Origin of the sequence: Pseudomonas fluorescens, from assembly GCF_019212185.1 — a bacterium.
In the GTDB taxonomy this organism is placed as follows: Bacteria; Pseudomonadota; Gammaproteobacteria; order Pseudomonadales; family Pseudomonadaceae; genus Aquipseudomonas.
Map to the genome: position 1 here is coordinate 4,355,816 of NZ_CP078138.1, position 26,678 is coordinate 4,382,493.

Sequence of the window (26,678 nt, forward strand, 5' to 3'; positions counted from 1 at the left end):
AAGACCATGCTGACTTGGCTACAACGCAACTCCCTGGAATTCCCGCCGCTGGAAAAAGCCATGCGCGAGCCCAACGGCCTGCTCGCCGCCGGTGGCGACCTGTCTGCCGAGCGCCTGGTGCAGGCTTATCGCCATGGCTGCTTCCCGTGGTTCAATGAAGGCCAGCCGATCCTCTGGTGGTCACCCGACCCGCGCACCGTGCTGTTTCCCGAAGAACTGCATGTATCGCGCAGCCTCGGCAAACTGCTGCGCCAGCAACGCTATCAGGTGACGTTCGACCGCGACTTTGCCGCAGTCATCAGCGCCTGCGCTGCGCCGCGCGATTACGCCGACGGCACCTGGATCACCGGCGCCATGCAAGATGCCTACCTGCAGTTACATCGCCAAGGCCACGCACACTCAGTGGAAGTCTGGGAGCACGGAGCCCTGGTCGGCGGCCTATACGGGCTGGCCATGGGGCAGCTGTTTTTTGGCGAGTCGATGTTCAGCCGCGCCGACAATGCCTCCAAGGTCGGCTTTGCCACGCTGGTCCAGCATCTCAAGGAGGCCGGTTTTGTGCTGATCGACTGCCAGATGCCTACCGAGCATTTGCACAGCCTGGGCGCTCGCTCGATCCCGCGCCGCGACTTTGCCGGGTATCTGGCCCGCCATCTCGATCAACCCAACGGCGCGACATGGGTTTGCTAGGCGACTTTTGCGCCCGTGGCTTACACTTAATTGAACGGCTTCTCCCGAGGGTTGACTCATGACCGAGTTGGCGCGTCTCAAGTTTTATGCCACTCAGCCCCACTCTTGCAGCTATCTGCCGGATGAACAGGCGACCACCCTGTTCCTCGACCCTAGCCAGCCGATGGATGTGCATGTCTATGCAGACCTGTCCGAGATGGGTTTTCGGCGAAGCGGCGATCATCTCTACCGCCCCCACTGCCAGAACTGCAATGCCTGCGTTCCGGCACGTATTCCCGCGCTGCAGTTCAGCCCCAATCGCCAACAGAAGCGGATCTTCAAGCGTAATGCCGACTTGCAGGTGCGCCCGGCAAAACCGGGGTTCAGCGAAGAATACTTCGACCTTTACCAGCGCTACATCGAACAACGCCATGCCGATGGCGACATGTATCCGCCCAGCCGTGACCAGTTTTCCACCTTCCTGGTCCGCGACTTGCCTTTTTCCCGCTTCTACGAGTTCCGCCTCGAAGGTCGCCTGCTGGCGATCGCCGTGACCGATCTGCTGCCCAATGGCTTGTCGGCGGTCTACACCTTCTATGAACCCGACGAAGAACGCCGCAGCCTGGGGCGCTACGCCATCCTCTGGCAGATCGGCGAAGCCCGGCGCCTGGGCCTGGATGCGGTGTACCTGGGTTACTGGATCAAGAACTGCAAAAAAATGAACTACAAGACCCAATATCGCCCTATCGAACTGCTGATTAATCAGCGCTGGGTGGTTCTGAATTAAGGTCTTCCCCTAAAGCTCTTGGCTTGACCCCCCTTTTTCGGGCACAATGCACGCCGCTTTTGCCTGGCGCAGTTGCACCGGGCCATTCATTGGACACCGAGGGCTTTACTGCATGTCGAAAGAAGACAGCTTCGAAATGGAAGGCACTGTCGTCGACACCCTGCCCAACACCATGTTTCGCGTGGAGTTGGAAAATGGGCACGTCGTAACCGCACATATTTCCGGCAAGATGCGCAAGAACTACATTCGTATTCTTACCGGTGACAAAGTGCGCGTCGAACTGACGCCCTATGACTTGAGCAAAGGGCGCATCACCTACCGCGCTCGCTAATCAAGTCAATACAAGACGCCCGGCTCTGCCGGGCGTTTTTGTATGCGCGGGATTTGGGATTCGCTCCAGAGTTCAATGGGCAGCAAAAAGGCGTCCGAAGACGCCTTTTTGTTGTGTTGCGACCAACTCAGGCCATTTCCGCCGTGGTCTCGAAGTCGAAGGTCAGCTCGCCGTCCTTGATGTCGATGTGCACTACACCGCCATGGTCGGCCAGTTCGCCAAACAGAATCTCCTCCGCCAGTGGACGCTTGATCTTGTCCTGGATCAGGCGTGCCATGGGTCGAGCCCCCATCGCCGAGTCGTAACCACCCGCTGCCAGCCAACTGCGGGCCGCATCGGTAACTTCCAGCTGTACCCGCTTGTCTTCCAGTTGCGCCTGCAGTTCGGTAAGGAACTTGTCCACCACGGACTTAATGACCTCATGACTGAGGCGACCAAACTGAATAATGGTGTCCAGACGGTTACGGAATTCCGGCGTGAAGCTCTTCTTGATCACTTCCATCGCATCGGATGAGTGATCCTGATGACTGAAACCAATCGACGCACGGGCTGCCGTTTCGGCACCGGCGTTGGTGGTCATGATCACAATCACATTGCGGAAATCCGCCTTGCGCCCGTTGTTATCGGTGAGCGTACCGTGGTCCATGACCTGCAGCAGCAGGTTGAAGACTTCCGGATGCGCCTTCTCGATTTCATCGAGCAACAGCACGCAATGGGGTTGCTTGGTGATCGCTTCGGTCAGCAGACCGCCCTGATCGAACCCGACGTAGCCCGGAGGGGCACCGATCAGACGCGAAACAGTGTGGCGCTCCATGTACTCGGACATGTCGAAGCGAACCAGTTCGATCCCCATGGCCTTGGCCAGCTGGCGAGCCGCTTCGGTTTTACCGACACCCGTAGGCCCGGCAAACAGGAACGAACCGACAGGTTTATCAGGCGACTTGAGGCCGGCACGAGACAATTTGATGGCGGTCGACAGCGAATCGATCGCCGCGTCCTGACCAAACACAGTCAACTTCAGGTCACGCTCCAGGTTACGCAGCAGCTCTTTGTCGGAACTGGTGACGTGTTTCGGAGGAATTCGCGCGATTTTCGCGACGATGTCTTCCACCTGAGGCACTTCGATGCGCTTGACCCGACTCTCGACCGGTTGCAGGCGCTGGTACGCACCCGCCTCGTCGATGACATCGATGGCCTTGTCTGGCATATGCCGGTCATTGATGTATCGCGACGCCAGTTCCGCAGCGGCGCGCAAGGCTTCATCACTGTATTCGATATTGTGATGAAGCTCGAAACGCCCCTTCAGGCCGCGCAGGATACCAATGGTGTCTTCCACCGAAGGCTCCGATACATCGACTTTCTGGAAGCGTCGCGCCAGGGCACGGTCTTTCTCGAAAATCCCGCGGAATTCCTGGAAGGTGGTGGAACCGATGCAACGAATATCACCGGATGACAGCAGTGGCTTGAGCAGGTTCGAGGCATCCATGACGCCACCGGACGCAGCACCCGCACCAATAATGGTGTGGATTTCGTCGATGAACAGAATGGCCTGAGGACGTTTTTTCAGCTCGCCGAGCAACGCCTTGAAGCGCTTCTCGAAATCGCCACGGTATTTGGTACCGGCCAGCAAGGCACCCAGGTCGAGGGAATAGACCACGCTGTTGGCCAACAGATCAGGCACCTGATTGTCGACGATGCGTTTGGCCAGGCCTTCGGCAATCGCGGTTTTACCCACGCCCGCCTCACCCACCAGCAACGGGTTGTTTTTGCGCCGGCGCGCGAGGATCTGCGCGACACGCTCAACTTCCATTTCACGCCCGACCAGCGGATCGATACGCCCCTGGCGTGCCAATTCGTTAAGGTTACTGGCGTAGGCGTCCAGCGGATTGCTTGAAGAAGAGGACTCGCCGCCCTCTTCGTCCTGCATGTCCTGTTCGCCTTCGGAGTGATCACCATGACCCGGCACTTTGGAAATGCCGTGGGCGATGTAGTTGACCACGTCGATGCGGGCAACACTCTGCTGTTTAAGCAGGAACACCGCCTGACTCTCTTGCTCACTGAAGATCGCGACCAGCACGTTGGCGCCAGTCACTTCGCGTTTGCCCGAGCTCTGTACATGGAAGACAGCACGTTGCAGTACACGCTGGAAGCCCAGGGTTGGCTGGGTTTCACGATCCTCGTCATGCACAGGAATCAGTGGCGTGGTGGAGTCGATGAACTCCTGCAGGTCGTGCTTGAGTTTGTCGAGGTTTGCGCCACAGGCACGCAAAACGGTAGCGGCTGCCTCATTATCCAATAGGGCCAACAGGAGGTGTTCGACGGTCATGAACTCATGACGTTTCGAACGCGCCTCCTTGAAGGCGAGATTGAGGGTGACTTCGAGCTCGCGGTTTAACATAGCTTCACCTCATACCCAAGTGGTCGGCGTTAACCGTCCTTCTCGATTTCACAGAGTAGCGGATGCTGGCTTTCCCTGGCGTACTGGTTGACCTGCATGGCCTTGGTCTCGGCGATGTCCCGGGTAAACAATCCGCACACTGCCCGTCCCTCTGTATGAACGGCCAGCATTACCTTGGTCGCCAGCTCACGATTCAGGTTAAAAAACACCTCGAGCACTTCGACGACGAAATCCATCGGTGTGTAGTCATCATTGAACAAAACCACCTTGTACATGGGCGGCGCCTGTAAGGCAGGCTTCGCTTCCTGTACCGCAATGCCCGCGGAATCGTCCTCGTGCGAATCCGGGCGATCCTGATTGAATGTTAGTCGAATCTGGCTGATTGCATGCATGGAAAGAAAGGTTCGTCAGTTGAGCTGAATACAGTGGTGGGGGCGGCCGTAGAGCTTTTCAACTCTGGCTATCCGGTCGCCTTGACTATCGGCAAAACAGTGTTACAACCAATAGAGCCCACAGTGGGTAAAAAAGATCCACGCCGTCAAACCTTATTTACAGGATTTGACGAGGATTAACTGGATGATACTCCAGTGATGGAGTCTGTTGCAGAGGGAGTTGGGTATGTCAGGCGACAAGGTCAATGGCAAGGTCAAGTGGTTCAACAATGCCAAGGGTTACGGATTCGTCAATGAGGATGGCAAAACGGATGACCTGTTTGCCCATTACTCGGCGATCAAGATGGACGGCTACAAGACCCTGAAGGCCGGGCAATCCGTGAGCTTCAGTATTATTCAGGGCCCCAAGGGCTTGCACGCAGTCGACATCAACGCCGCCATTGACATCACTACCCGCGAAACCAGCGAGCAGGCGCAGACCGTTACCGCCTGAATCAAATTGCATAGCGAACAGCCATAAAAAAGCCGGCTGACTCAATCACTTGAGTCAGCCGGCTTTTTGTCATTGCCGCTCAGCTCACATGTGCGAGATCAGGGCATCGCCAAACGCCGAGGAAGACAGCAGCTTGGCGCCGTCCATCAAACGTTCGAAGTCATAGGTCACGGTCTTGGCCGAGATTGCGCCGTTGGTGCCCTTGATGATCAGGTCGGCAGCTTCGGTCCAGCCCATGTGACGCAGCATCATTTCAGCAGAGAGAATCAGCGAGCCCGGGTTGACCTGGTCCTTGCCGGCATACTTCGGCGCGGTACCGTGGGTTGCTTCGAACATGGCCACGGTGTCGGACAGGTTCGCACCTGGCGCAATACCGATACCACCCACTTCCGCCGCCAGGGCGTCGGACAGGTAGTCGCCGTTCAAGTTGAGGGTGGCGATGACATCGTATTCCGCCGGGCGCAACAGGATCTGCTGGAGCATGGCATCGGCGATGGCATCCTTGACGATGACGTTCTTGCCGGTTTTCGGGTTCTTGAACTGCATCCACGGACCGCCGTCGAGCAGGGTCGCGCCGAATTCCTCGGCCGCCACTTCATAGGCCCATTCCTTGAAGGCACCTTCGGTGAACTTCATGATGTTGCCCTTGTGGACGATGGTCAGCGAGTCGCGGTCATTGTCGACCACATACTGCAGGGCCTTGCGCGCCAGACGCTTGGTGCCTTCCAGGGATACCGGCTTGACGCCGATGCCGCAGTTTTCGTCGAAACGGATCTTGGTCACACCCATTTCTTCTTTAAGGAACTTGATGACCTTGGTGGCTTCCGGCGAACCGGCTTTCCACTCGATGCCGGCGTAGATGTCCTCGGAGTTCTCACGGAAGATAGTCATGTCGACATCACCGGGCTTCTTGACCGGGCTCGGCACGCCTTCGAACCAGCGAACAGGACGCAGGCACACATACAGATCGAGTTGTTGGCGCAGTGCCACGTTGAGGGAACGGATACCGCCACCGACCGGCGTGGTCAGCGGGCCCTTGATGGAAACCACGTAATCCTTGACTGCGTCCAGGGTCTCCTGAGGCAGCCAGGTGTCCTGATCGTAAACCTGAGTCGCTTTTTCCCCGGCGTAAACTTCCATCCAGGAAATCTTGCGGTCGCCGCCGTAAGCCTTTTTCACAGCAGCATCGACAACCTTGATCATGACCGGGCTGATATCAACGCCAATACCATCGCCTTCAATGAAAGGGATGATCGGGTTGTTAGGAACATTGAGAGAATGGTCTGCATTGACGGTGATTTTGTCGCCGACTGCTGGAACCTGAATCTTCTTGTATCCCATGCTGAACTCCGTTGTGTGGATTGAACATCTGGCTGCGTTCGAGCGTACCCCAGTTGAATCTGCACGGGAACCTCATGTTCTACCCAGATGATGGCAAAGCTGCACGGTTAGCGGCCTACAAGCCTGAAAGCAAAGGGAAAACCGCCAAAATCAAGCACATCAAGCGACCCTGCGCAGCACCCCGGGTGCGACCTTTAGACCAATGGACGAGACAGGTGGCGTATGAACCACCGGCGTTTTGCTAGCTACCTATGTATAATGCCGCCGCTGACCACAGAGTCACGACGGCCAAACGCCCCAAGATAACGCGTTTGGCCCGAAAAGCCGGGTTGTTACCGCAGCCCACCCGCTTGACGCTCGACTGATGCACCCAACATCACCGCGAAGAAATCTCGACATTCGGCTCAAGGACGACTTTTTAACGAACGCGCTTACCCGGCGCCCCTCGAGTTTCTGCGTACGCTCTAGCAAAGAAGAGAGTTAATCCGAATATGCCCACCCGCTCGAAGATCATCTACACCTTCACCGACGAAGCCCCAGCCCTCGCCACCTATTCCCTGCTGCCAATCGTCGAAGCCTTTACCGCTTCGGCCGATATCGCCGTGGAAACCCGCGATATCTCACTCGCAGGGCGTATCCTGGCCAGCTTCCCCGAGCAACTGGGTGACAAAGCCGTAGCCGACCACCTCGCCGAACTGGGCGCCCTGGCTGTTACGCCTGAAGCCAACATCATCAAGTTGCCGAACATCAGCGCTTCGGTTCCGCAACTGCAGGCCGCGATCAAAGAACTGCAAGCCCAGGGCTATGCACTGCCGGACTACCCGGAAAATCCGACCAGCGACGCCGACAAGGACGCCAAGGCCCGTTACGACAAGGTCAAGGGCAGCGCCGTAAACCCGGTACTGCGTGAAGGCAACTCCGACCGCCGCGCTCCGCTGTCGGTGAAAAACTACGCGCGCAAGCACCCGCACAAAATGGGCGCCTGGGCCAAGGACTCCAAGTCTCACGTGGCTCACATGAGCACCGGCGATTTCTACGGCAGCGAAAAGGCTGCCCTGATCGACGCCGCTGACGCCGTGAAAATCGAACTGATCGCTCAAGACGGCACCGCCACCGTCCTGAAGGCAAAAACCACCGTACAAGCCGGTGAGATCCTCGATTGCGCCGTGATGAGCAAGAACGCTCTGCGCAGCTTCATTGCCGCCGAGATCGAAGACGCCAAGGCCAAGGGCGTTCTGCTGTCGGTTCACCTGAAAGCCACCATGATGAAGGTCTCCGACCCGATCATGTTCGGCCAGATCGTTGCCGAGTTCTATCAAGAAGCCCTGGCCAAGCACGCTGACGTGCTGGCGCAGATCGGCTTCAACCTGAACAACGGTATCGGCGACCTGTACGCGCGCATCAAGGCCCTGCCGGCTGAGCAACAAGCTGCCATCGAAGCTGACATCCAGGCGGTGTACGCTGTACGCCCTGCCCTGGCGATGGTCAACTCCGACAAAGGCATCACCAACCTGCACGTGCCAAGCGACGTGATTGTCGACGCATCGATGCCAGCCATGATCCGTGACTCCGGCAAAATGTGGGGCACCGACGGCCAACTGCACGACACCAAGGCCGTGATCCCGGATCGCTGCTACGCCACCATCTACCAGGCGGTGATCGAAGACTGCAAGCAACACGGCGCCTTCGACCCAACCACCATGGGCAGCGTGCCAAACGTTGGCCTGATGGCGAAGAAAGCCGAAGAGTACGGCTCCCACGACAAGACCTTCCAGATCAAGACTGATGGCGTGGTCCGCGTGACCGACAGCAACGGCCGCACCTTGCTGGAGCAAGCGGTCGAAGCCGGCGACATCTTCCGCATGTGCCAGACCAAAGACGCGCCGATCCAGGATTGGGTCAAGCTGGCCGTCAACCGCGCTCGCGCCAGCAGCACTCCGGCGATCTTCTGGCTGGACCCAATGCGCGCCCACGACGGCGTAGTGATCGAGAAAGTTCAGGCTTACCTGAAGGATCACGACACCGCTGGCCTGGACATCCAGATCATGTCGCCAGTCGACGCCATGAACTTCACCCTGGCACGCACCCGCGAAGGCAAGGACACCATCTCGGTGACCGGCAACGTGCTGCGTGACTACCTGACTGACCTGTTCCCGATCATGGAACTGGGCACCAGCGCCAAGATGCTGTCGATCGTGCCGCTGATGAATGGCGGCGGTCTGTTCGAAACCGGCGCTGGCGGTTCGGCGCCGAAGCACGTTCAGCAATTGCTGGAAGAAAACTTCCTGCGTTGGGACTCCCTGGGCGAATTCCTGGCGCTGGCCGCCTCGCTTGAGCACCTGGGCGTCAACTACAACAACCCGAAGGCGCTGGTACTGGCCAAGACCCTGGACCAGGCCACCGGCCAGTTCCTCGACAACAACAAGTCGCCATCGCGTAAAGTCGGCAACATCGACAACCGCGGCAGCCACTTCTATCTGGCGCTGTACTGGGCTCAAGCCCTGGCCGCCCAGACCGAAGACGCAGCTCTGCAGGCGCAGTTCAGCCAACTGGCCAAGACCCTGACCGAGAACGAGGCGACCATCGTTGCCGAACTCAACGCCGTCCAGGGCAAGCCAGTAGACATCGGCGGTTACTACCACGCCAATGCCGAGCTGATCAGCAAAGCCATGCGCCCAAGCACCACCCTCAACGCGGCGATTGCTGCGCTGGTGTAAGGTTGTAAGGGAACATCACGAACCCCGGCCATGTGCCGGGGTTCGTGTTTTTGGATTTCACATAACGATCTGCCGCCCCCCCCCCTGGAGCTGGCTTGCCAGCTCCAGGGGTTCACAGCAAAAATCCGAGGAACGTTTATGGATTGGCAACCCCACATCACCGTCGCCACCATCGTCGAAGACAGCGGCCGCTTCCTGATGGTCGAAGAACTCAAGCACGGGCGCGTGGTGCTTAACCAGCCGGCCGGGCACCTGGACCCGCATGAGACCCTGATCGAAGCCGCCATCCGCGAAACCCTCGAAGAAACCGGTTGGGACGTCGAGGCCACCGGCGTCACCGGCCTCTACTTATACACGGCGCCAAGCAACGGCGTGACCTACCAGCGGGTCTGCTTCACCGCCAAGGCATTGCGCCATCACCCCGATTATCAACTCGATGACGGCATCGTCGGCGCGGTCTGGCTGACTCGTGACGAGTTGCTGGCCCGGCGTGATGACTGGCGCAGCGAGCTGATCATCCGCTGCATCGATGATTATCTGGCCGGCAATTGCTTCAGTCTCGAACTGATCCGTCCTTCTCTTTAGCCTTGCGGGCGCCAGCCTGTTAGAATCGCGTCCTTTTTCAAGACACTCATTTAATTCCCATGCGTGATTCAGCTCCTTCTGACACCCAATCGAAGCGCGTCATTGTCGGCATGTCCGGCGGCGTGGACTCTTCCGTTTCCGCCCTTCTGCTGATCGAGCAGGGTTATCAGGTGGAAGGCCTGTTCATGAAGAACTGGGAAGAGGACGACGGCACCGAGTATTGCACCGCCATGGATGACCTGGCCGACGCCCAGGCCGTGTGCGACAAGATCGGCATCAAGCTGCACACCGCCAACTTCGCCGCCGAGTACTGGGACAACGTGTTCGAGCACTTCCTGGCCGAGTACAAGGCCGGTCGCACGCCGAACCCGGACATCCTGTGCAACCGCGAGATCAAGTTCAAGGCGTTCCTCGACTACGCCATGATGCTTGGCGCCGACCTGATTGCCACCGGTCACTACGTGCGCCGCCGCGACATCGATGGCCGCACCGAACTGCTCAAGGGCCTGGACCCGAACAAGGACCAGAGCTACTTCCTCCACGCCGTCGGCGGTGAGCAGATCGCCAAGACCCTGTTCCCGGTCGGCGAGCTGGAAAAACCGCAAGTTCGTGCAATTGCCGAAAAATACGAGCTGGCGACGGCCAAGAAGAAAGACTCCACCGGTATCTGCTTCATCGGCGAACGTCGTTTCAGCGACTTCCTCAAGCAATACCTGCCGGCTCAGCCAGGCGAGATCAAGACCACCGAAGGTGAAGTGATCGGCCGCCACCATGGCCTGATGTACCACACCATCGGCCAGCGCCAGGGCCTGGGCATCGGCGGCCTGAAAGACGCCAGTGATGAGCCGTGGTACGTATTGATCAAGGACCTTGAGCACAACGAGCTGATCGTTGGCCAAGGCAATGATCACCCGTACCTGTTCTCCCGCGCCCTGCTCGCCTCCGATATCTATTGGGTCAACCCGATCGACTTGAGCCAGCCACGCCGCCTGACCGCTAAAGTCCGCTATCGCCAGGGCGACCAAGCCTGCACCCTGGAAAAAACTGCGAGCGGCTATCGCGCCACCTTCGACGATCCGCAGCGCGCAGTCACCCCGGGCCAGTCGGTGGTGTTCTACGACGGCGAAATCTGCCTCGGCGGCGGCGTCATCGAAGTGGCCGAACCCTGGCACAGCAAGGACTCACGTCCATGAGCCCGACCCAGGAGCAACTGACGGCGCTCGGCGGCGTGTTTCTTGCTGCGGTGCTGGTGGACAAGATCGCCAAGACCGGCCAGGTCAGCGAAGCGGGCCTGACCTGTATGCTCGGTAGCTTGCTGATCCGCGACCCCAAAGACACCCTGGAGGTCTACGGTGGCGACGACATCAACCTGCGCGAAGGCTATCGCGCACTGATCGGCGCCCTCGAGCGCGATCCCAGCACCCTGCAGCGCGAACCGCTGCGCTACGCCCTGTCGATGCTCGGCCTGGAACGTCAACTGGCCAAGCGCGAGGACCTGCTGGAGATCATCGGTAAGCGCCTGCCGCAGATTCAATCCCAGGTCGAACACTTCGGCCCGGCCCACGAAAACGTGGTCGCCGCCTGTGGCGCGCTGTACCAGGACACCTTGAGCACCTTGCGCCAACGGATTCAGGTCCACGGCGACATGCGCAATCTGCAACAGCCGAGCAATGCGTCGAAAATTCGCGCCCTGCTCCTGGCCGGCATCCGCTCCGCACGCCTGTGGCGACAACTGGGCGGCCATCGCTGGCAGTTGGTAATCAGCCGACGCAAATTGCTCAAAGAGCTTTACCCATTGATGCGTAACGAGTAACTCGCATCAAGCACACCGAACTTTGCACTACGCGTAATACGCCGGTCAGTTGGCGACGGACCGGCGAATTTTTTCATGTATGATACGCGCCCCATTTCGTTGCCCGACTGTCCGAGAACACCCCATGCAGCTCTCTTCGCTCACTGCGGTTTCCCCTGTTGACGGCCGCTACGCCGGCAAAACCCAGGCCCTGCGCCCAATTTTCAGCGAATACGGCCTGATCCGTGCTCGCGTCCTCGTTGAAGTGCGCTGGCTCCAGCGCCTGGCCGCCCACGCCGCCATCGCGGAAGTGCCAGCCTTCTCCGCCGAAGCCAACGCCGTTCTCAACGAACTGGCCGAGAACTTCTCGCTGGAGCACGCCGAGCGCGTCAAAGAGATCGAGCGCACCACCAACCACGACGTCAAGGCCATCGAGTATCTGCTCAAAGAGCAAGCGGCCAAGCTGCCTGAACTGGCCAACGTTAGTGAATTCATCCACTTTGCCTGCACCAGCGAGGACATCAACAACCTGTCCCACGCCCTGATGCTGCGCGAAGGCCGCGATGAGGTGATGCTGCCGCTGATGCGCCAGACCGCCAACGCCATCCGTGAGCTGGCCATCCGCTTCGCCGACGTGCCAATGCTGTCGCGCACCCACGGCCAACCGGCCTCGCCGACCACCCTGGGCAAAGAGCTGGCGAACGTGGTGTACCGCCTGGAGCGCCAGATCGCTCAGGTCGCCGCCGTGCCACTGCTGGGCAAAATCAACGGCGCCGTAGGCAACTACAACGCCCACCTGTCGGCCTACCCGCAGATCGACTGGGAAGCCAACGCCCGCGCCTTCATCGAAGACGAACTGGGCCTGGGCTTCAACCCGTACACCACGCAGATCGAACCGCACGACTACATCGCCGAGCTGTTCGACGCCATTGCGCGCTTCAACACCATCCTCATCGACTTCGACCGCGACATCTGGGGCTACATCTCCCTGGGCTATTTCAAGCAGCGCACCATCGCTGGCGAAATCGGTTCCTCGACCATGCCGCACAAGGTCAACCCGATCGACTTCGAGAACTCCGAAGGCAACCTGGGTATCGCCAACGCGCTATTCCAGCACCTGGCGAGCAAGCTGCCGATCTCCCGCTGGCAGCGTGACCTGACCGACTCCACCGTGCTGCGCAACCTCGGTGTCGGCTTCGCCCATAGCGTGATCGCCTACGAAGCCAGCCTCAAAGGCATCAGCAAGCTGGAACTCAACGAGCAGAAAATCGCCGCTGACCTCGACGCCTGCTGGGAAGTCCTGGCCGAGCCGATCCAGACCGTGATGCGCCGCTACAACATCGAAAACCCGTACGAAAAGCTCAAAGAACTGACCCGTGGCAAGGGCATCAGCCCTGAAGCGCTGCAGACTTTCATCGATGCCCTGGACATGCCTGCACAGGCCAAGGCCGAGCTGAAACAGCTGACCCCGGCCAACTACATCGGCAACGCTGTAGAGCAAGCCAAGCGCATCTGATTGACCGCTGGACACGTTTGAGACGCCCGGCCGCGCCGGGCGTTTTTATTCCCGTCTGAAAAATGCTTTTTTTCAATAGGTTACACATGAATCCTGACATTCCTCTTCAACTCCTGGGCGGTATCACGGCGCGCGAGTTCATGCGCGACTATTGGCAGAAGAAACCGCTGCTGATCCGCCAGGCGTTTCCTGACTTCGAAAGCCCGATCGACGCCGACGAACTGGCCGGCCTGGCACTGGAAGAAGAAGTTGAATCGCGTCTGGTGATCGAGAACGGCGAGCGTCCATGGGAATTGCGTCGCGGACCGTTCGCCGAAGACGAGTTCAGCAAACTGCCTGAGCGTGAGTGGACCTTGCTGGTACAAGCGGTTGACCAGTTCGTCCCGGAAGTCAGCGAACTGCTGGAAAACTTCCGCTTCCTGCCGAGCTGGCGCGTCGATGACGTGATGATCAGCTTCGCCGCGCCTGGCGGCAGCGTCGGCCCGCACTTCGACAACTACGACGTATTCCTGCTGCAGGGTCACGGCAAGCGCAACTGGAAAATCGGCCAGATGTGCGACTCCGAGAGTCCGCTACTGCAACACGCCGACCTGCGCATCCTCGCCGAATTCGAAGCCACCGATGAGTGGGTGCTGGAACCGGGCGACATGCTCTACCTGCCACCGCGCCTGGCCCACTGCGGCGTGGCCGTCGACGACTGCCTGACCTACTCGGTCGGTTTCCGTGCGCCGAGCGCTGCCGAAGTGCTGAGCCACTTCACCGACTTCCTTAGCCAGTTCCTGACTGACGAAGAGCGCTACACCGACGCCGACGCGCAGCCGGTCGCCGATCCACACCAGATCCAGCACGACGCCCTTGGCCGCCTGAAAAGCCTGCTGGCCGAGCACATGAGCGACGAACGCCTGCTGCTGACTTGGTTCGGCCAGTTCATGACCGAGCCGCGCTACCCGGAACTGGTCGCAGGCCCGGAAGACATCGAGGAAGACGACTTCCTGAGTGCCCTGGAACAAGGCGCGGTGCTAATTCGCAACCCGAGCGCACGCCTGGCCTGGTCCGAAGTCGATGACGACCTGCTGCTGTTCGCCAGCGGCCAGAGCCGTTACCTGCCGGGCAAGCTGCGCGAGCTGCTGAAAATGATCTGCGCCGCCGACGCCCTGCATGTCGACAACCTCGGCCCATGGCTGAGCGACGAAGACGGCCGCGGCCTGCTGTGCGAACTGGTCAAGCAAGGAAGCCTGGGGTTTGCCGATGAATAAGATTCACGTAAGTGTCGCAGACTGGCAGAAGGACATCGCTGAGATCCGGCGCATTCGTGAAGCGGTGTTCATCGCCGAGCAATCGGTTCCACCGGAACTGGAATGGGATGCCGACGACGCGAGCGCCGTGCATTTCCTCGCTTTCGAAGGCGACTTTCCGATCGGTACTGCGCGCCTGCTGCCTGACGGGCACATAGGCCGGGTATCGGTGCTCAAAGACTGGCGCGGCTTGAAGGTCGGTGATGCCTTGATGCAAGCGGTGATCGGCGAGGCCGAGAAACGCGGTCTCAAGCAGCAGATGCTCAGCGCCCAGGTTCAGGCCACGGCGTTCTACGAGCGCCTGGGCTTTCAGGTAGTCAGCGCGGAATTCCTCGAAGCCGGGATTCCCCATGTTGATATGGTGCGTCACTCGGTCTGAGACCGTGGCGTGACCATCGCGAGCCCCACAAAACGCCCCGTCATTTCCCAATGCCGGGGCGTTTTGCTGTCTAGGATTCAACTTGCCTCCTCGCGAGCCGACAAACTGGCACTATCGTGATTTTCCAAGGCGGAGAATATGGACATGCCCCTACGCACCCTGCTCACCACACTCCTGCTCGGCTGGAGCCTTTCAGCCGTCGCGGCAACTGCCGTGGTGCCTCTCAACCACCGCACCAGCGCCGACCTGCTGCCCGTGGCGCAGAAATTTATCGGCAAGGACGGCGACGTCAGCGCCTACGGCAATAAGCTGATCGTCAACGCCCCGCAGGAAAAGATCGATGAACTCAACACCTTAATCAGCCAACTCGACACCGCGCCCAAGCGCTTGCTGATCACCGTCGACACCAGCCAACAGAATCAGCAGGACAGTGGCGACCCACAATCCCGCGTCATCACCTACTCCACCGAAAGTCGCGAAGGCGGAACCCAGCAGATCCAGGCCAGCGAAGGCGTGCCCGCATTGATCCAGACTGGCCAGAGCGTGCCCCTCACCAGCACCCAGACTGACGGCTACGGCCGCCTGCTCAGCCAGACCGAATACCGCAATGTCACCCAGGGTTTCTACGTCACGGCCAGCCTCACCGGCGACACCGTGCACCTGGCCATCAGCACCAACCGCGACCGCCTCAGCCAGGAACGCCCCGATGTAGTGAACGTGCAAAGCACCGACACAACCGTCAGCGGCCGGGTCGGCGAATGGATCACCCTGGCCGGCATCAACCATCAGACCCAGGCCGACAAACAGCGCTTGACCCGCAGCTACGCGACTCAGGGCCGGGAAGACATGACCTTGAGGGTCAAAGTCGAGACTTTGGACTAACTCACCGAAAACTGACTGATAAGTCGTATTAGACCAAAGATGTAGTGCCAGAAAAAAAGCACTACAAAACGTTTGACGATACAAAAAAGCAAAGGCATGATGGCCTCGCTCCCGCTAATCAGAGGCCCTGGCAAGGGCCTTCGAAGCGATGTTCGCACCTACCCCGCGAGCCGCTTCGTGTCTGTACCGCCCACAAGGTGTGTTTGACGAGGTTGCCGACTGGAACGAAGTTGTCCCGAGGGACGGAAGCGTAATTAGGTAACCCGGCACACCACTGATGTTCGCACCAGGCCCACGACGCCGAATGCGCCCGACAGCTCGCCTTTACCTGCTCAGCCTCCCCCCCCGAGCCCATCGTTCATCCCGTCGCCACCCCGCCGAACCCGACTTGACCACCTGTGCTTCTGGTCAGCGAGCAGCCTCTTACGCCCTTTGACATGCGTACCTGGCAAACGGAATTTTCCACCCAAGACCTATGCGACGAGGTTTATCTCCATGGCACTGACACGCGAACAGCAAATTGCAGCCCTCGAAAAAGACTGGGCTGAAAACCCGCGCTGGAAAGGCGTGACACGCACTTACTCCGCTGCTGACGTCGTCCGTCTGCGTGGCTCGGTTCAACCTGAGCACACCTTTGCAAAAATGGGCGCTGAAAAGCTGTGGAACCTGGTCACCCAGGGTGCCAAGCCAGCCTTCCGTCCTGAGAAAGATTTCGTCAACTGCATGGGCGCCCTGACCGGCGGCCAGGCTGTACAACAGGTCAAGGCCGGCATTCAGGCGATCTACCTGTCGGGCTGGCAAGTGGCTGCGGACAACAACTCCGCCGAATCGATGTACCCAGACCAATCGCTGTACCCGGTTGACTCGGTTCCGACCGTGGTCAAGCGCATCAACAACTCGTTCCGTCGTGCCGACCAGATCCAGTGGAAAGCCGGCAAGAACCCGGGCGACGCTGGCTACATCGACTACTTCGCACCGATCGTTGCCGACGCTGAAGCCGGTTTCGGCGGCGTACTGAACGCCTACGAGCTGATGAAGAGCATGATCGAAGCAGGCGCCGCCGGCGTTCACTTCGAAGACCAGCTGGCTTCCGTGAAGAAATGCGGCCACATGGGCGGCAAGGTGCTGGTTCCAACTCAGGAAGCCGTGCAGAAGCTGACCGCTGCTCGTCTGGCGGCCGACGTTGCTGGCACCCCGACCATCATCCTGGCTCGTACCGACGCCAACGCCGCTGACCTGCTGACATCCGACTGCGACCCATACGACCAGCCATTCGTGACTGGCGAGCGCACCCAGGAAGGCTTCTACAAGGTCCGCGCCGGCCTGGACCAGGCGATTGCCCGCGGCCTGGCCTACGCGCCATACGCCGACCTGATCTGGTGCGAAACCGCCAAGCCGGACCTGGACGAGGCTCGTCGCTTCGCCGAAGCGATCAAAAAGGAATACCCGGACCAACTGCTGTCCTACAACTGCTCGCCTTCCTTCAACTGGAAGAAAAACCTGGACGACGCGACCATCGCCAAGTTCCAGCGCGAACTGTCCGCCATGGGCTACAAGCACCAGTTCATCACCCTGGCCGGCATTCACAACATGTGGCACAGCATGTTCAACCTGGCGCACGACTATGCCCGCAACGACATGACTGCCTACGTGAAACTGCAAGAGCAGGAATTCGCTGACGCGGCCAAGGGCTACACCTTCGTGGCGCACCAGCAGGAAGTGGGCACTGGCTACTTCGACGACATGACCACCGTGATCCAGGGCGGTTCGTCGTCGGTCACCGCACTGACCGGTTCGACTGAAGAAGAACAGTTCCACTGATCGGCTTCGCTTGAGTCAACGGCCGCTGCGAACCGATTGAACAGCTAACCGTAGCGCTGCACCTCTGACGCCCCGACCGAATGGTTCGGGGCGTTTTTTTTGGCACAACACCGCATGAACTTCATCGCGAGCAGGCTCGCTCCCACAGGTTTTGTGGCGAGCGCAGGCGTTGTGGCGCATTCAGAACCCTGTAGGAGCGAGCCTGCTCGCGATGAGGCCGGCACATCCAGCAAAAATATTGCCTGAAACATCGCTTTCGCGAGCAGGCCCGTTCCTACAAGTAACAGCCATGTAAGGGCAACTTTCCGGCGCACTTAACTGATAAACAGATTAAAAACCAATCCAAACAATATTGATTATCATTTAGAAAGAATTCCGTTCGTTACACTGTAAACAAAACATAATTGGCGAAATCCGGCCTAATGCCCACCTACCAAGGCCCACAGGGCATCGACGACTGCTAATGTCCTTATTCCTATAAATAATTTCGCTATAGGAATTTTACTTGCAGGGCGTTTAGCCATAAAATCAGCGGGATTGATTGCGCTGCGACATATCGTCACTGCTTTATTTCTTTATCAAGCTCAGAGACCCTTGCTCTCTGTTAAGGATTACCAGCATGCCCGAAGCGACAGGACTCATGGCCCACAACTGGGGCTTTGCCATTTTCCTTCTGGGTGTCGTTGGCCTCTGCGCCTTCATGCTCGGCGTCTCCGCCCTCCTCGGGTCAAAAGCCTGGGGTCGCAGCAAAAACGAACCGTTCGAGTCCGGCATGCTACCTACAGGTGGCGCCCGCTTGCGGCTCTCAGCCAAATTCTATCTGGTCGCGATGCTCTTCGTGATCTTCGATATCGAAGCCCTCTTTCTCTTTGCATGGTCTGTGTCCGTCCGCGAAAGCGGCTGGACCGGATTCGTCGAAGCTCTCGTTTTCATAGCAATTCTGTTGGCAGGTCTTGTCTACCTATTTCGAGTGGGCGCCCTTGACTGGGCTCCGGAAGCTCGTCGTAAGCGGCAGGCGAAGCTGAAACAATGAGGCTTTGGCAATGCAATACAATCTCACCAGGATCGACCCGGATGCTCCTAACGAGCAGTACCCGATCGGCGAGCGGGAAACCGTTTCCGATCCGTTAGAAGATCAAGTCCACAAAAACATTTACATGGGCAAGCTCGAAGACGTGCTGAGCGGTGCGGTCAACTGGGGACGCAAGAACTCCCTGTGGCCGTACAACTTCGGCCTTTCGTGCTGCTACGTGGAAATGACCACCGCCTTCACGGCGCCCCACGACATCGCGCGCTTTGGCGCCGAAGTTATCCGGGCATCGCCGCGCCAGGCGGATTTCATGGTTATCGCCGGTACCTGCTTCATCAAGATGGCGCCGATCATCCAGCGCCTGTACGAGCAGATGCTCGAACCGAAGTGGGTCATCTCGATGGGTTCATGCGCCAACTCGGGCGGCATGTACGACATCTACTCCGTCGTCCAGGGGGTAGACAAGTTCCTGCCCGTGGATGTCTACGTGCCTGGCTGCCCGCCCCGCCCTGAAGCTTTCCTGCAAGGCCTGATGCTGTTGCAGGAGTCGATTGGCCAGGAGCGTCGCCCACTTTCCTGGGTCGTTGGTGATCAAGGCGTGTATCGCGCCGAGATGCCTTCGCAGAAGGAACAGCGCCGCGAACAGCGTATTCAGGTCACCAACCTGCGCAGCCCCGACGAAGTCTGATCCAGAACAGTTCCTGCAAAGAAACGAGAAGCTGGCTTCATTCTTTACGTTGACCGAAAGCGATAAATAACCATGACTACAGGCAGTGCTCTGTACATCCCGCCTTACAAGGCAGACGACCAGGATGTGGTCGTCGAACTGAACAACCGTTTTGGCCCCGAGGCGTTCACCGCCCAGCCTACCCGCACCGGCATGCCGGTGCTGTGGGTTGCCCGTGCCAAACTCGTCGAAGTCCTGAGCTTCCTGCGCAACCTGCCCAAGCCGTATGTCATGCTTTATGACCTGCATGGCGTGGACGAGCGTCTGCGCACCAAGCGTCAAGGGCTGCCAAGCGGCGCCGACTTCACCGTGTTCTACCACCTGCTGTCGATCGAACGTAATAGTGACGTAATGATCAAGGTCGCCTTGTCCGAGAGCGACCTCAGCGTGCCGTCCGTCACCAGCATCTGGCCCAACGCCAACTGGTACGAGCGCGAAGTGTGGGACATGTACGGGATCGACTTCCCGGGTCACCCGCACCTGAGCCGCATCATGATGCCGCCGACCTGGGAAGGTCACCCGCTGCGCAAGGACTTCCCGGCGCGCGCCACCGAGTTCGACCCGTTCAGCCTGACCCTGGCCAAGCAACAGCTCGAGGAAGAAGCCGCGCGCTTCAAGCCTGAAGACTGGGGCATGAAGCGTTCCGGCGCGAACGAGGACTACATGTTCCTCAACCTGGGCCCGAACCACCCTTCGGCTCACGGTGCGTTCCGCATCATCCTGCAGCTGGACGGCGAAGAGATCGTCGACTGCGTACCGGACATCGGCTACCACCACCGTGGTGCCGAGAAAATGGCCGAGCGCCAGTCCTGGCACAGTTTCATCCCGTACACCGACCGTATCGACTACCTCGGCGGGGTGATGAACAACCTGCCGTACGTGCTCTCGGTCGAGAAGCTGGCGGGCATCAAGGTGCCGGACCGCGTCGACACCATCCGCATCATGATGGCCGAGTTCTTCCGGATCACTAGCCATCTGCTGTTCCTGGGTACTTACATCCAGGACGTCGGCGCCATGACCCCGGTGTTCTTCACCTTCACCGACCGTCAGCGCGCCTACAAGGTCATCGAAGCCGTCACCGGTTTCCGCCTGCATCCCGCCTGGTATCGCATCGGCGGTGTGGCCCACGACCTGCCGAACGGCTGGGAGCGCCTGGTCAAGGAATTCATCGACTGGATGCCCAAGCGTCTGGACGAGTACCAAAAGGCTGCGCTGGATAACAGCATCCTCAAGGGTCGCACCATCGGCGTCGCCCAGTACAACACCAAAGAGGCCCTGGAATGGGGCGTCACCGGTGCTGGCCTGCGTTCCACCGGCTGCGATTTCGACCTGCGTAAAGCGCGCCCATACTCGGGCTACGAGAACTTCGAATTCGAAGTGCCGCTGGCGGCCAATGGCGATGCCTACGACCGCTGCATCGTGCGCGTCGAAGAAATGCGCCAGAGCCTGAAGATCATCGAACAGTGCATGCGCAATATGCCGGCCGGCCCGTACAAGGCGGATCACCCGCTGACCACGCCGCCGCCGAAAGAGCGCACGCTGCAGCACATCGAGACCTTGATCACGCACTTCCTGCAAGTTTCGTGGGGCCCGGTGATGCCGGCCAACGAATCCTTCCAGATGATCGAAGCGACCAAGGGCATCAACAGTTATTACCTGACGAGCGACGGCGGCACCATGAGCTACCGCACCCGGATTCGCACGCCGAGCTTCGCCCACTTGCAGCAGATCCCTTCGGTGATCAAAGGCGAGATGGTCGCGGACTTGATTGCGTACCTGGGTAGTATCGACTTCGTTATGGCCGACGTGGACCGCTAAGCATGAACAGCACGCTTATCCAGACAGACCGTTTCGCCCTGAGCGAAACCGAGCGCTCGGCCATCGAGCACGAGCTGCATCACTATGAAGATCCGCGCGCGGCGTCGATCGAAGCGCTGAAGATCGTCCAGAAGGAACGTGGCTGGGTGCCGGACGGCGCCCTGTACGCCATCGGCGAAATCCTCGGCATCCCGGCCAGCGACGTTGAAGGCGTGGCGACGTTCTACAGCCAGATCTTCCGCCAGCCAGTCGGCCGCCACATCATTCGCGTCTGCGACAGCATGGTCTGCTACATCGGCGGCCACGAATCCGTGGTCAGCGAAATCCAGAACAAGCTGGGCATCGGCCTCGGCCAGACCACGGCGGACGGGCGTTTCACCCTGCTGCCGGTGTGCTGCCTGGGCAACTGCGACAAGGCCCCGGCGCTGATGATCGACGACGACACGTTCGGCGACGTGCAGCCTGCCGGCGTTGCCAAACTGTTGGAGGGCTACGTATGACCCTGACTTCCTTTGGCCCAGCGAACCTGATCAAGCGCTCGCCCGAGACCCACCCGCTGACCTGGCGCCTGCGCGACGACGGTCAAGCCGTGTGGCTCGACGAGTACCAGGCCAAAAACGGTTACGCCGCGGCACGCAAGGCGTTTGCCGAGATGGACCAGGACGGCATCGTCCAGACCGTCAAGGACGCCGGCCTCAAGGGCCGTGGCGGTGCGGGCTTCCCGACCGGCGTCAAATGGGGCCTGATGCCCAAAGACGAATCCATGAACATCCGCTACCTGCTGTGCAACGCGGATGAAATGGAGCCGAACACCTGGAAAGACCGCATGCTGATGGAGCAACTGCCCCATCTGCTGATCGAAGGCATGCTGATCAGCGCCCGCGCGCTGAAAACCTACCGTGGCTACATCTTCCTGCGTGGCGAGTACACCACCGCCGCCAAGCACCTCAACCGTGCCGTGGAAGAAGCCAAGGCGGCTGGCCTTTTGGGCAAGAACATCCTCGGTTCGGGTTTCGACTTCGAACTGTTCGTGCACACCGGCGCCGGGCGTTACATCTGCGGCGAAGAAACCGCACTGATCAACTCCCTCGAAGGTCGCCGCGCCAACCCACGCTCCAAGCCGCCCTTCCCGGCCGCCGTTGGCGTGTGGGGCAAGCCGACTTGCGTGAACAACGTCGAGACCCTGTGCAACGTGCCTGCGATCATCGGCGACGGCGTCGAGTGGTACAAATCCCTCGCCCGCGAAGGCAGTGAAGACCACGGCACCAAGCTGATGGGCTTCTCCGGCAAAGTGAAGAACCCTGGCCTGTGGGAGCTGCCATTCGGCGTGCCTGCGCGCGAGCTGTTCGAAGACTACGCCGGCGGCATGCGCGACGGCTACACGCTCAAGTGCTGGCAGCCAGGCGGCGCCGGTACGGGCTTCCTGTTGCCAGAACACCTGGACGCACAGATGTACGCCGGCGGCATCGCCAAGGTCGGCACCCGTATGGGCACCGGCCTGGCCATGGCGGTGGATGACAGCGTCAACATGGTATCCCTGCTGCGCAACATGGAGCAGTTCTTCGCCCGCGAATCCTGCGGCTTCTGCACCCCGTGCCGTGATGGCCTGCCATGGAGCGTCAAGCTGCTGATGGCCATCGAGAACGGCCAGGGCCAGCCCGGCGATATCGAGACCCTGCTGGGTCTGGTCGGCTTCCTCGGCCCAGGCAAGACGTTCTGTGCTCACGCACCGGGCGCCGTGGAGCCGTTGGGCAGCGCAATCAAATACTTCCGTCCAGAGTTCGAAGCCGGTATTGCGCCTCTCAGCGCCGCCGTCCCGCCCCTGGCAAAGCCGATCGTAGTCGGCGCGTAACCGTTGAAAAAAGCGAAGGGTCCGTGCCCTTCGCTTGTCGTGTGATGACGCCGGAAACGGCTGTTTTGACTCACGCGAATGACCAGATTCCATTAGCCACGCCCGCTGACACCGGGCCAACGAAGAACTTTGAACAATGGCCACTATCCACGTAGACGGCAAAGCGCTCGAAGTCGACGGGGCAGACAACCTGTTACAGGCATGTCTGTCGCTAGGCCTCGATATCCCGTATTTCTGCTGGCACCCTGCCCTGGGCAGCGTTGGCGCTTGCCGCCAGTGCGCGGTCAAGCAGTACACCGACGAGAACGACACCCGTGGTCGTATCGTCATGTCCTGCATGACCCCTGCCACCGACAACACCTGGATCTCCATCGACGATGACGAATCCAAGGCGTTCCGCGCCAGTGTTGTCGAATGGCTGATGACCAACCACCCGCACGACTGCCCTGTGTGCGAAGAAGGCGGTCACTGCCACCTGCAAGACATGACGGTAATGACCGGCCACAACGAGCGCCGTTACCGCTTCACCAAGCGTACCCACCAGAACCAGCAACTGGGCCCGTTCATTTCCCATGAAATGAACCGCTGCATCGCCTGCTACCGTTGCGTGCGTTTCTATAAGGACTACGCCGGCGGCACCGACCTGGGCGTGTACGGCGCGCACGACAACGTGTACTTCGGTCGCGTTGAAGACGGCGTGCTCGAAAGCGAGTTCTCCGGCAACCTCACCGAGGTCTGCCCGACCGGTGTGTTTACCGACAAGACTCACTCCGAGCGTTACAACCGTAAATGGGACATGCAGTTCTCGCCGAGCATCTGCCATGGCTGCTCCAGCGGTTGCAACATTTCCCCGGGTGAGCGTTACGGCGAACTGCGTCGCATCGAAAACCGCTACAACGGTTCGGTGAACCAGTACTTCCTGTGCGACCGTGGTCGTTTCGGCTATGGCTACGTCAACCGCGAAGACCGCCCGCGCCAGCCTCTGCTGGCCAACGGCGCCAAGCTGAGCTTGGACGAAGCGCTGGACAAGGCTGCTGACCTGCTGCGCGGTCGCAACATCGTCGGTATCGGTTCGCCCCGCGCCAGCCTCGAAAGCAACTACGCGCTGCGCGAACTGGTCGGTGCCGAGCATTTCTACAGCGGCATCGAAGCCGGTGAGCTGGCGCGTATCCGCCTGGTCATGCAGGTGCTGAAAGACAGCCCGCTGCCGATCCCGACCATGCGCGACATTGAAGATCACGACGCCGTGTTCGTCCTCGGTGAAGACCTGACCCAGACGGCCGCACGCATGGCTCTGGCCCTGCGCCAGTCGGTCAAGGGCAAGGCCGAAGACATGGCCGACGCCATGCGCGTTCAGCCGTGGCTAGATGCGGCGGTGAAGAACATCGGTCAGCACGCGCTGAACCCACTGTTCATCGCCAGCCTCGCCGAAACCAAGCTCGATGACGTTGCCGAAGAGTGCGTACACGCTGCTCCCGACGACCTCGCGCGCATCGGTTTCGCCGTGGCCCACGCCCTCGACGCCAGCGCTCCGGCAGTTGAAGGCCTGGACGCTGAAGCCCTGGAACTGGCCAAACGTATCGCCGATGCCCTGCTGGCCGCCAAGCGCCCACTGATCATTGCCGGTACTTCGCTGGGCTCCAACGCGCTGATCGAAGCGGCGGCGAACATCGCCAAGGCACTCAAACTGCGCGAGAAGAACGGTTCCATCAGCCTGATCGTGCCGGAAGCCAACAGCCTCGGCCTGGCCATGCTCGGTGGCGAGTCGGTAGACGCTGCCCTGCAAGCGGTGATCGACGGTAAGGCCGACGCCATCGTCGTGCTGGAAAACGACCTTTACACCCGCACCGCCAAAGCCAAGGTCGATGCCGCGCTGAACGCTGCGAAAGTGCTGATCGTCGCCGACCATCAGAAGACCGCCACCAGCGACCGTGCGCACCTGGTCCTGCCAGCCGCCAGCTTCGCCGAAGGCGACGGCACCCTGGTCAGCCAGGAAGGCCGCGCCCAGCGCTTCTTCCAGGTCTTCGACCCGCAGTACATGGATGCCAGCATCCTGGTTCACGAAGGCTGGCGCTGGTTGCACGCCCTGCGTGCAACCCTGCTCAACCAACCGGTGGACTGGACCCAACTGGACCACGTCACCGCAGCCTGCGCCGCGAGCAGCAGCCAACTGGCCGGTATCGTCAACGCCGCGCCGTCCGCTTCGTTCCGCATCAAGGGCATGAAGCTGGCACGTGAACCGCTGCGCTACTCCGGTCGTACCGCGATGCGTGCCGACATCAGCGTCCACGAGCCACGCACCCCGCAAGACAAGGACACCGCGTTTGCCTTCTCCATGGAAGGTTACTCGGGCTCCGCCGAACCGCGCCAGCAAGTGCCGTTCGCCTGGTCGCCGGGCTGGAACTCGCCGCAGGCCTGGAACAAGTTCCAGGACGAAGTCGGTGGTCACCTGCGTGCCGGTGATCCAGGCACTCGCCTGATCGAAAGCCAGGGTGATGCGCTGAACTGGTTCGCCACTGTTCCACGCGCCTTCAACCCGGCCCAGGGCACTTGGCAAGTCGTGCCGTTCTTCCACCTGTTCGGCAGCGAAGAGAACTCTTCCAAGGCCGCACCGGTACAAGAGCGCATTCCGACTGCCTACGTTGCACTGGCCAAGTCCGAAGCCGATCGCCTGGGCGTCAACGAAGGTGCCCTGCTCAGCCTCAACGTTGCCGGCCAGACCCTGCGTCTGCCGCTGCGCATCAACGAAGAGCTGAGTGCTGGCCTGGTTGCTTTGCCAGCCGGCCTGGCAGGCATCCCGCCAGCCATCTTTGGCGCATCCGTTGATGGTCTGCAGGAGGCAGCGCAATGACCTGGTTCACCCCTGAAGTGATCGACACGATCATCGCGGTCGTCAAGGCGATCGTGGTGCTGCTGGCCGTGGTGGTCGCCGGCGCCCTGCTCAGCTTCGTCGAGCGGCGCCTGCTGGGCTGGTGGCAGGACCGTTACGGTCCGAACCGCGTTGGGCCATTCGGCATGTTCCAGATCGCGGCCGACATGTTGAAGATGTTCTTCAAGGAAGACTGGACCCCGCCGTTTGCCGACAAGGTGATCTTCACCCTGGCACCGGTCGTGGCCATGAGCGCCTTGCTGATCGCCTTCGCGATCATCCCGATCACCCCGACCTGGGGTGTCGCGGACCTGAACATCGGCCTGCTGTTCTTCTTCGCCATGGCCGGCCTGTCGGTCTACGCGGTGCTGTTCGCCGGCTGGTCGAGTAACAACAAGTTTGCCCTCTTGGGCAGCTTGCGGGCTTCGGCGCAGACCGTGTCCTACGAAGTGTTCATGGGCCTGGCTCTGATGGGCATCGTGGTCCAGGTCGGCTCGTTCAACATGCGCGACATCGTCGAATACCAGGCGCAGAACCTGTGGTTCATCATTCCGCAGTTCTTCGGCTTCTGTACCTTCTTCATCGCTGGCGTCGCCGTGACTCACCGTCACCCGTTCGACCAGCCGGAAGCGGAACAGGAACTGGCCGACGGTTACCACATTGAATATGCCGGCATGAAATGGGGCATGTTCTTTGTCGGCGAGTACATCGGCATCATCCTGATCTCGGCGCTGCTGGTCACCCTGTTCTTCGGCGGCTGGCACGGTCCGTTCGGCATCCTGCCGCAACTGGCGTTCTTCTGGTTCGCAGTCAAGACCGCGTTCTTCATCATGCTGTTCATCCTGTTGCGCGCATCGATCCCGCGCCCGCGTTATGACCAGGTGATGGATTTCAGCTGGAGATTCTGCCTGCCACTGACCCTGATCAATTTGCTGGTGACCGCTGCGGTGGTGTTGTGGAACACGCCTGCGGGCGCGGTTCAGTGAG

23 protein-coding genes are annotated in these 26,678 nt (G+C 60.0%); 20 read left to right on the forward strand and 3 right to left on the reverse strand.

Annotated elements, in window-relative coordinates; translation table 11 throughout:
* Window positions 1-6 precede the first annotated feature (6 nt).
* The 3 genes from aat (at window position 7) to infA (ending at window position 1,784) form a co-directional block, all read left to right on the forward strand.
* Window positions 7-687, forward strand: a complete 681-nt coding sequence (gene aat / locus KW062_RS19350; protein ID WP_105755247.1) for a leucyl/phenylalanyl-tRNA--protein transferase — start codon at window positions 7-9, stop codon at window positions 685-687.
* 58 nt (window positions 688-745) lie between these two features.
* The gene (locus KW062_RS19355) at window positions 746-1,453 is read left to right on the forward strand and encodes an arginyltransferase (RefSeq protein ID WP_027616026.1); all 708 of its coding nucleotides are present in this window, start codon (window positions 746-748) and stop codon (window positions 1,451-1,453) included.
* A gap of 112 nt (window positions 1,454-1,565) precedes the next feature.
* On the forward strand, window positions 1,566-1,784 hold the full coding sequence (gene infA / locus KW062_RS19360; RefSeq protein WP_002553999.1) for a translation initiation factor IF-1: 219 nt from the start codon (window positions 1,566-1,568) through the stop codon (window positions 1,782-1,784).
* Window positions 1,785-1,911: 127 nt separating this feature from the next.
* Here the strand turns inward: infA and clpA are convergent, their stop codons facing one another.
* Window positions 1,912-4,182 carry an ATP-dependent Clp protease ATP-binding subunit ClpA gene (clpA, locus tag KW062_RS19365; protein WP_027616025.1) on the reverse strand — a complete coding sequence of 757 codons (2,271 nt, stop codon included), beginning with the start codon at window positions 4,180-4,182 and terminating at the stop codon, window positions 1,912-1,914.
* 29 nt (window positions 4,183-4,211) lie between these two features.
* Complete coding sequence (gene clpS, locus KW062_RS19370; RefSeq protein WP_027616024.1) at window positions 4,212-4,574, reverse strand: ATP-dependent Clp protease adapter ClpS; 363 nt, start codon at window positions 4,572-4,574, stop codon at window positions 4,212-4,214.
* A gap of 226 nt (window positions 4,575-4,800) precedes the next feature.
* On the opposite strand from clpS, the gene cspD reads away from it, so the two are divergent.
* Window positions 4,801-5,067, forward strand: a complete 267-nt coding sequence (gene cspD, locus KW062_RS19375; protein WP_027616023.1) for a cold shock domain-containing protein CspD — start codon at window positions 4,801-4,803, stop codon at window positions 5,065-5,067.
* Between the two features lie 84 nt (window positions 5,068-5,151).
* Here cspD and icd read toward each other — a convergent pair whose 3' ends face one another.
* A complete protein-coding gene (gene icd, locus KW062_RS19380; RefSeq protein ID WP_027616022.1) occupies window positions 5,152-6,408 on the reverse strand; it encodes an NADP-dependent isocitrate dehydrogenase in 1,257 nt (418 codons plus the stop codon).
* A gap of 491 nt (window positions 6,409-6,899) precedes the next feature.
* Here icd and KW062_RS19385 point away from each other — a divergent pair, with 491 nt between their 5' ends.
* The 16 genes from KW062_RS19385 (at window position 6,900) to nuoH (ending at window position 26,677) form a co-directional block, all read left to right on the forward strand.
* Window positions 6,900-9,125, forward strand: coding sequence for an NADP-dependent isocitrate dehydrogenase (locus KW062_RS19385; protein WP_027616021.1), 2,226 nt, complete (start codon window positions 6,900-6,902; stop codon window positions 9,123-9,125).
* A gap of 138 nt (window positions 9,126-9,263) precedes the next feature.
* Window positions 9,264-9,710 carry an NUDIX hydrolase gene (locus KW062_RS19390; protein WP_027616020.1) on the forward strand — a complete coding sequence of 149 codons (447 nt, stop codon included), beginning with the start codon at window positions 9,264-9,266 and terminating at the stop codon, window positions 9,708-9,710.
* A 59-nt stretch (window positions 9,711-9,769) separates the two neighbouring features.
* Window positions 9,770-10,903, forward strand: coding sequence for a tRNA 2-thiouridine(34) synthase MnmA (gene mnmA / locus KW062_RS19395; protein ID WP_027616019.1), 1,134 nt, complete (start codon window positions 9,770-9,772; stop codon window positions 10,901-10,903).
* Entirely contained in the window at window positions 10,900-11,523 is a 624-nt protein-coding gene (gene hflD / locus KW062_RS19400) for a high frequency lysogenization protein HflD (RefSeq protein ID WP_027616018.1), read from the forward strand. Before mnmA ends, hflD begins: the two co-directional genes overlap by 4 nt.
* Before the next feature lie 124 nt (window positions 11,524-11,647).
* Entirely contained in the window at window positions 11,648-13,018 is a 1,371-nt protein-coding gene (gene purB, locus KW062_RS19405) for an adenylosuccinate lyase (RefSeq protein WP_027616017.1), read from the forward strand.
* Window positions 13,019-13,104: 86 nt separating this feature from the next.
* Window positions 13,105-14,274, forward strand: a complete 1,170-nt coding sequence (locus KW062_RS19410; RefSeq protein WP_105755246.1) for a ribosomal protein uL16 3-hydroxylase — start codon at window positions 13,105-13,107, stop codon at window positions 14,272-14,274.
* Entirely contained in the window at window positions 14,267-14,692 is a 426-nt protein-coding gene (locus tag KW062_RS19415; protein ID WP_027616015.1) for a GNAT family N-acetyltransferase, read from the forward strand. The genes KW062_RS19410 and KW062_RS19415 overlap by 8 nt, the downstream gene beginning before the upstream one ends.
* A 144-nt stretch (window positions 14,693-14,836) precedes the next feature.
* On the forward strand, window positions 14,837-15,574 hold the full coding sequence (locus KW062_RS19420) for a secretin N-terminal domain-containing protein (protein WP_027616014.1): 738 nt from the start codon (window positions 14,837-14,839) through the stop codon (window positions 15,572-15,574).
* Between the two features lie 495 nt (window positions 15,575-16,069).
* A complete protein-coding gene (gene aceA / locus KW062_RS19425; protein WP_007970439.1) occupies window positions 16,070-17,395 on the forward strand; it encodes an isocitrate lyase in 1,326 nt (441 codons plus the stop codon).
* 619 nt (window positions 17,396-18,014) lie between these two features.
* Window positions 18,015-18,428, forward strand: a complete 414-nt coding sequence (locus tag KW062_RS19430; protein ID WP_027616013.1) for an NADH-quinone oxidoreductase subunit A — start codon at window positions 18,015-18,017, stop codon at window positions 18,426-18,428.
* A 10-nt stretch (window positions 18,429-18,438) separates the two neighbouring features.
* The gene (locus KW062_RS19435) at window positions 18,439-19,113 is read left to right on the forward strand and encodes a NuoB/complex I 20 kDa subunit family protein (protein ID WP_027616012.1); all 675 of its coding nucleotides are present in this window, start codon (window positions 18,439-18,441) and stop codon (window positions 19,111-19,113) included.
* 72 nt (window positions 19,114-19,185) lie between these two features.
* Window positions 19,186-20,970 (forward strand): NADH-quinone oxidoreductase subunit C/D, encoded by a 1,785-nt coding sequence (nuoC, locus tag KW062_RS19440; RefSeq protein WP_027616011.1) that lies wholly within the window; start codon window positions 19,186-19,188, stop codon window positions 20,968-20,970.
* Window positions 20,971-20,972: 2 nt separating this feature from the next.
* Window positions 20,973-21,470: an NADH-quinone oxidoreductase subunit NuoE gene (gene nuoE, locus KW062_RS19445; protein WP_027616010.1), complete on the forward strand. Its 498-nt coding sequence runs from the start codon at window positions 20,973-20,975 to the stop codon at window positions 21,468-21,470.
* Window positions 21,467-22,822, forward strand: a complete 1,356-nt coding sequence (gene nuoF, locus KW062_RS19450) for an NADH-quinone oxidoreductase subunit NuoF (protein ID WP_105755245.1) — start codon at window positions 21,467-21,469, stop codon at window positions 22,820-22,822. The genes nuoE and nuoF overlap by 4 nt, the downstream gene beginning before the upstream one ends.
* Before the next feature lie 136 nt (window positions 22,823-22,958).
* Window positions 22,959-25,673 (forward strand): NADH-quinone oxidoreductase subunit NuoG, encoded by a 2,715-nt coding sequence (gene nuoG, locus KW062_RS19455; RefSeq protein ID WP_105755244.1) that lies wholly within the window; start codon window positions 22,959-22,961, stop codon window positions 25,671-25,673.
* Window positions 25,670-26,677, forward strand: a complete 1,008-nt coding sequence (gene nuoH, locus KW062_RS19460; RefSeq protein WP_027616007.1) for an NADH-quinone oxidoreductase subunit NuoH — start codon at window positions 25,670-25,672, stop codon at window positions 26,675-26,677. Before nuoG ends, nuoH begins: the two co-directional genes overlap by 4 nt.
* Window position 26,678: the final 1 nt, after the last annotated feature.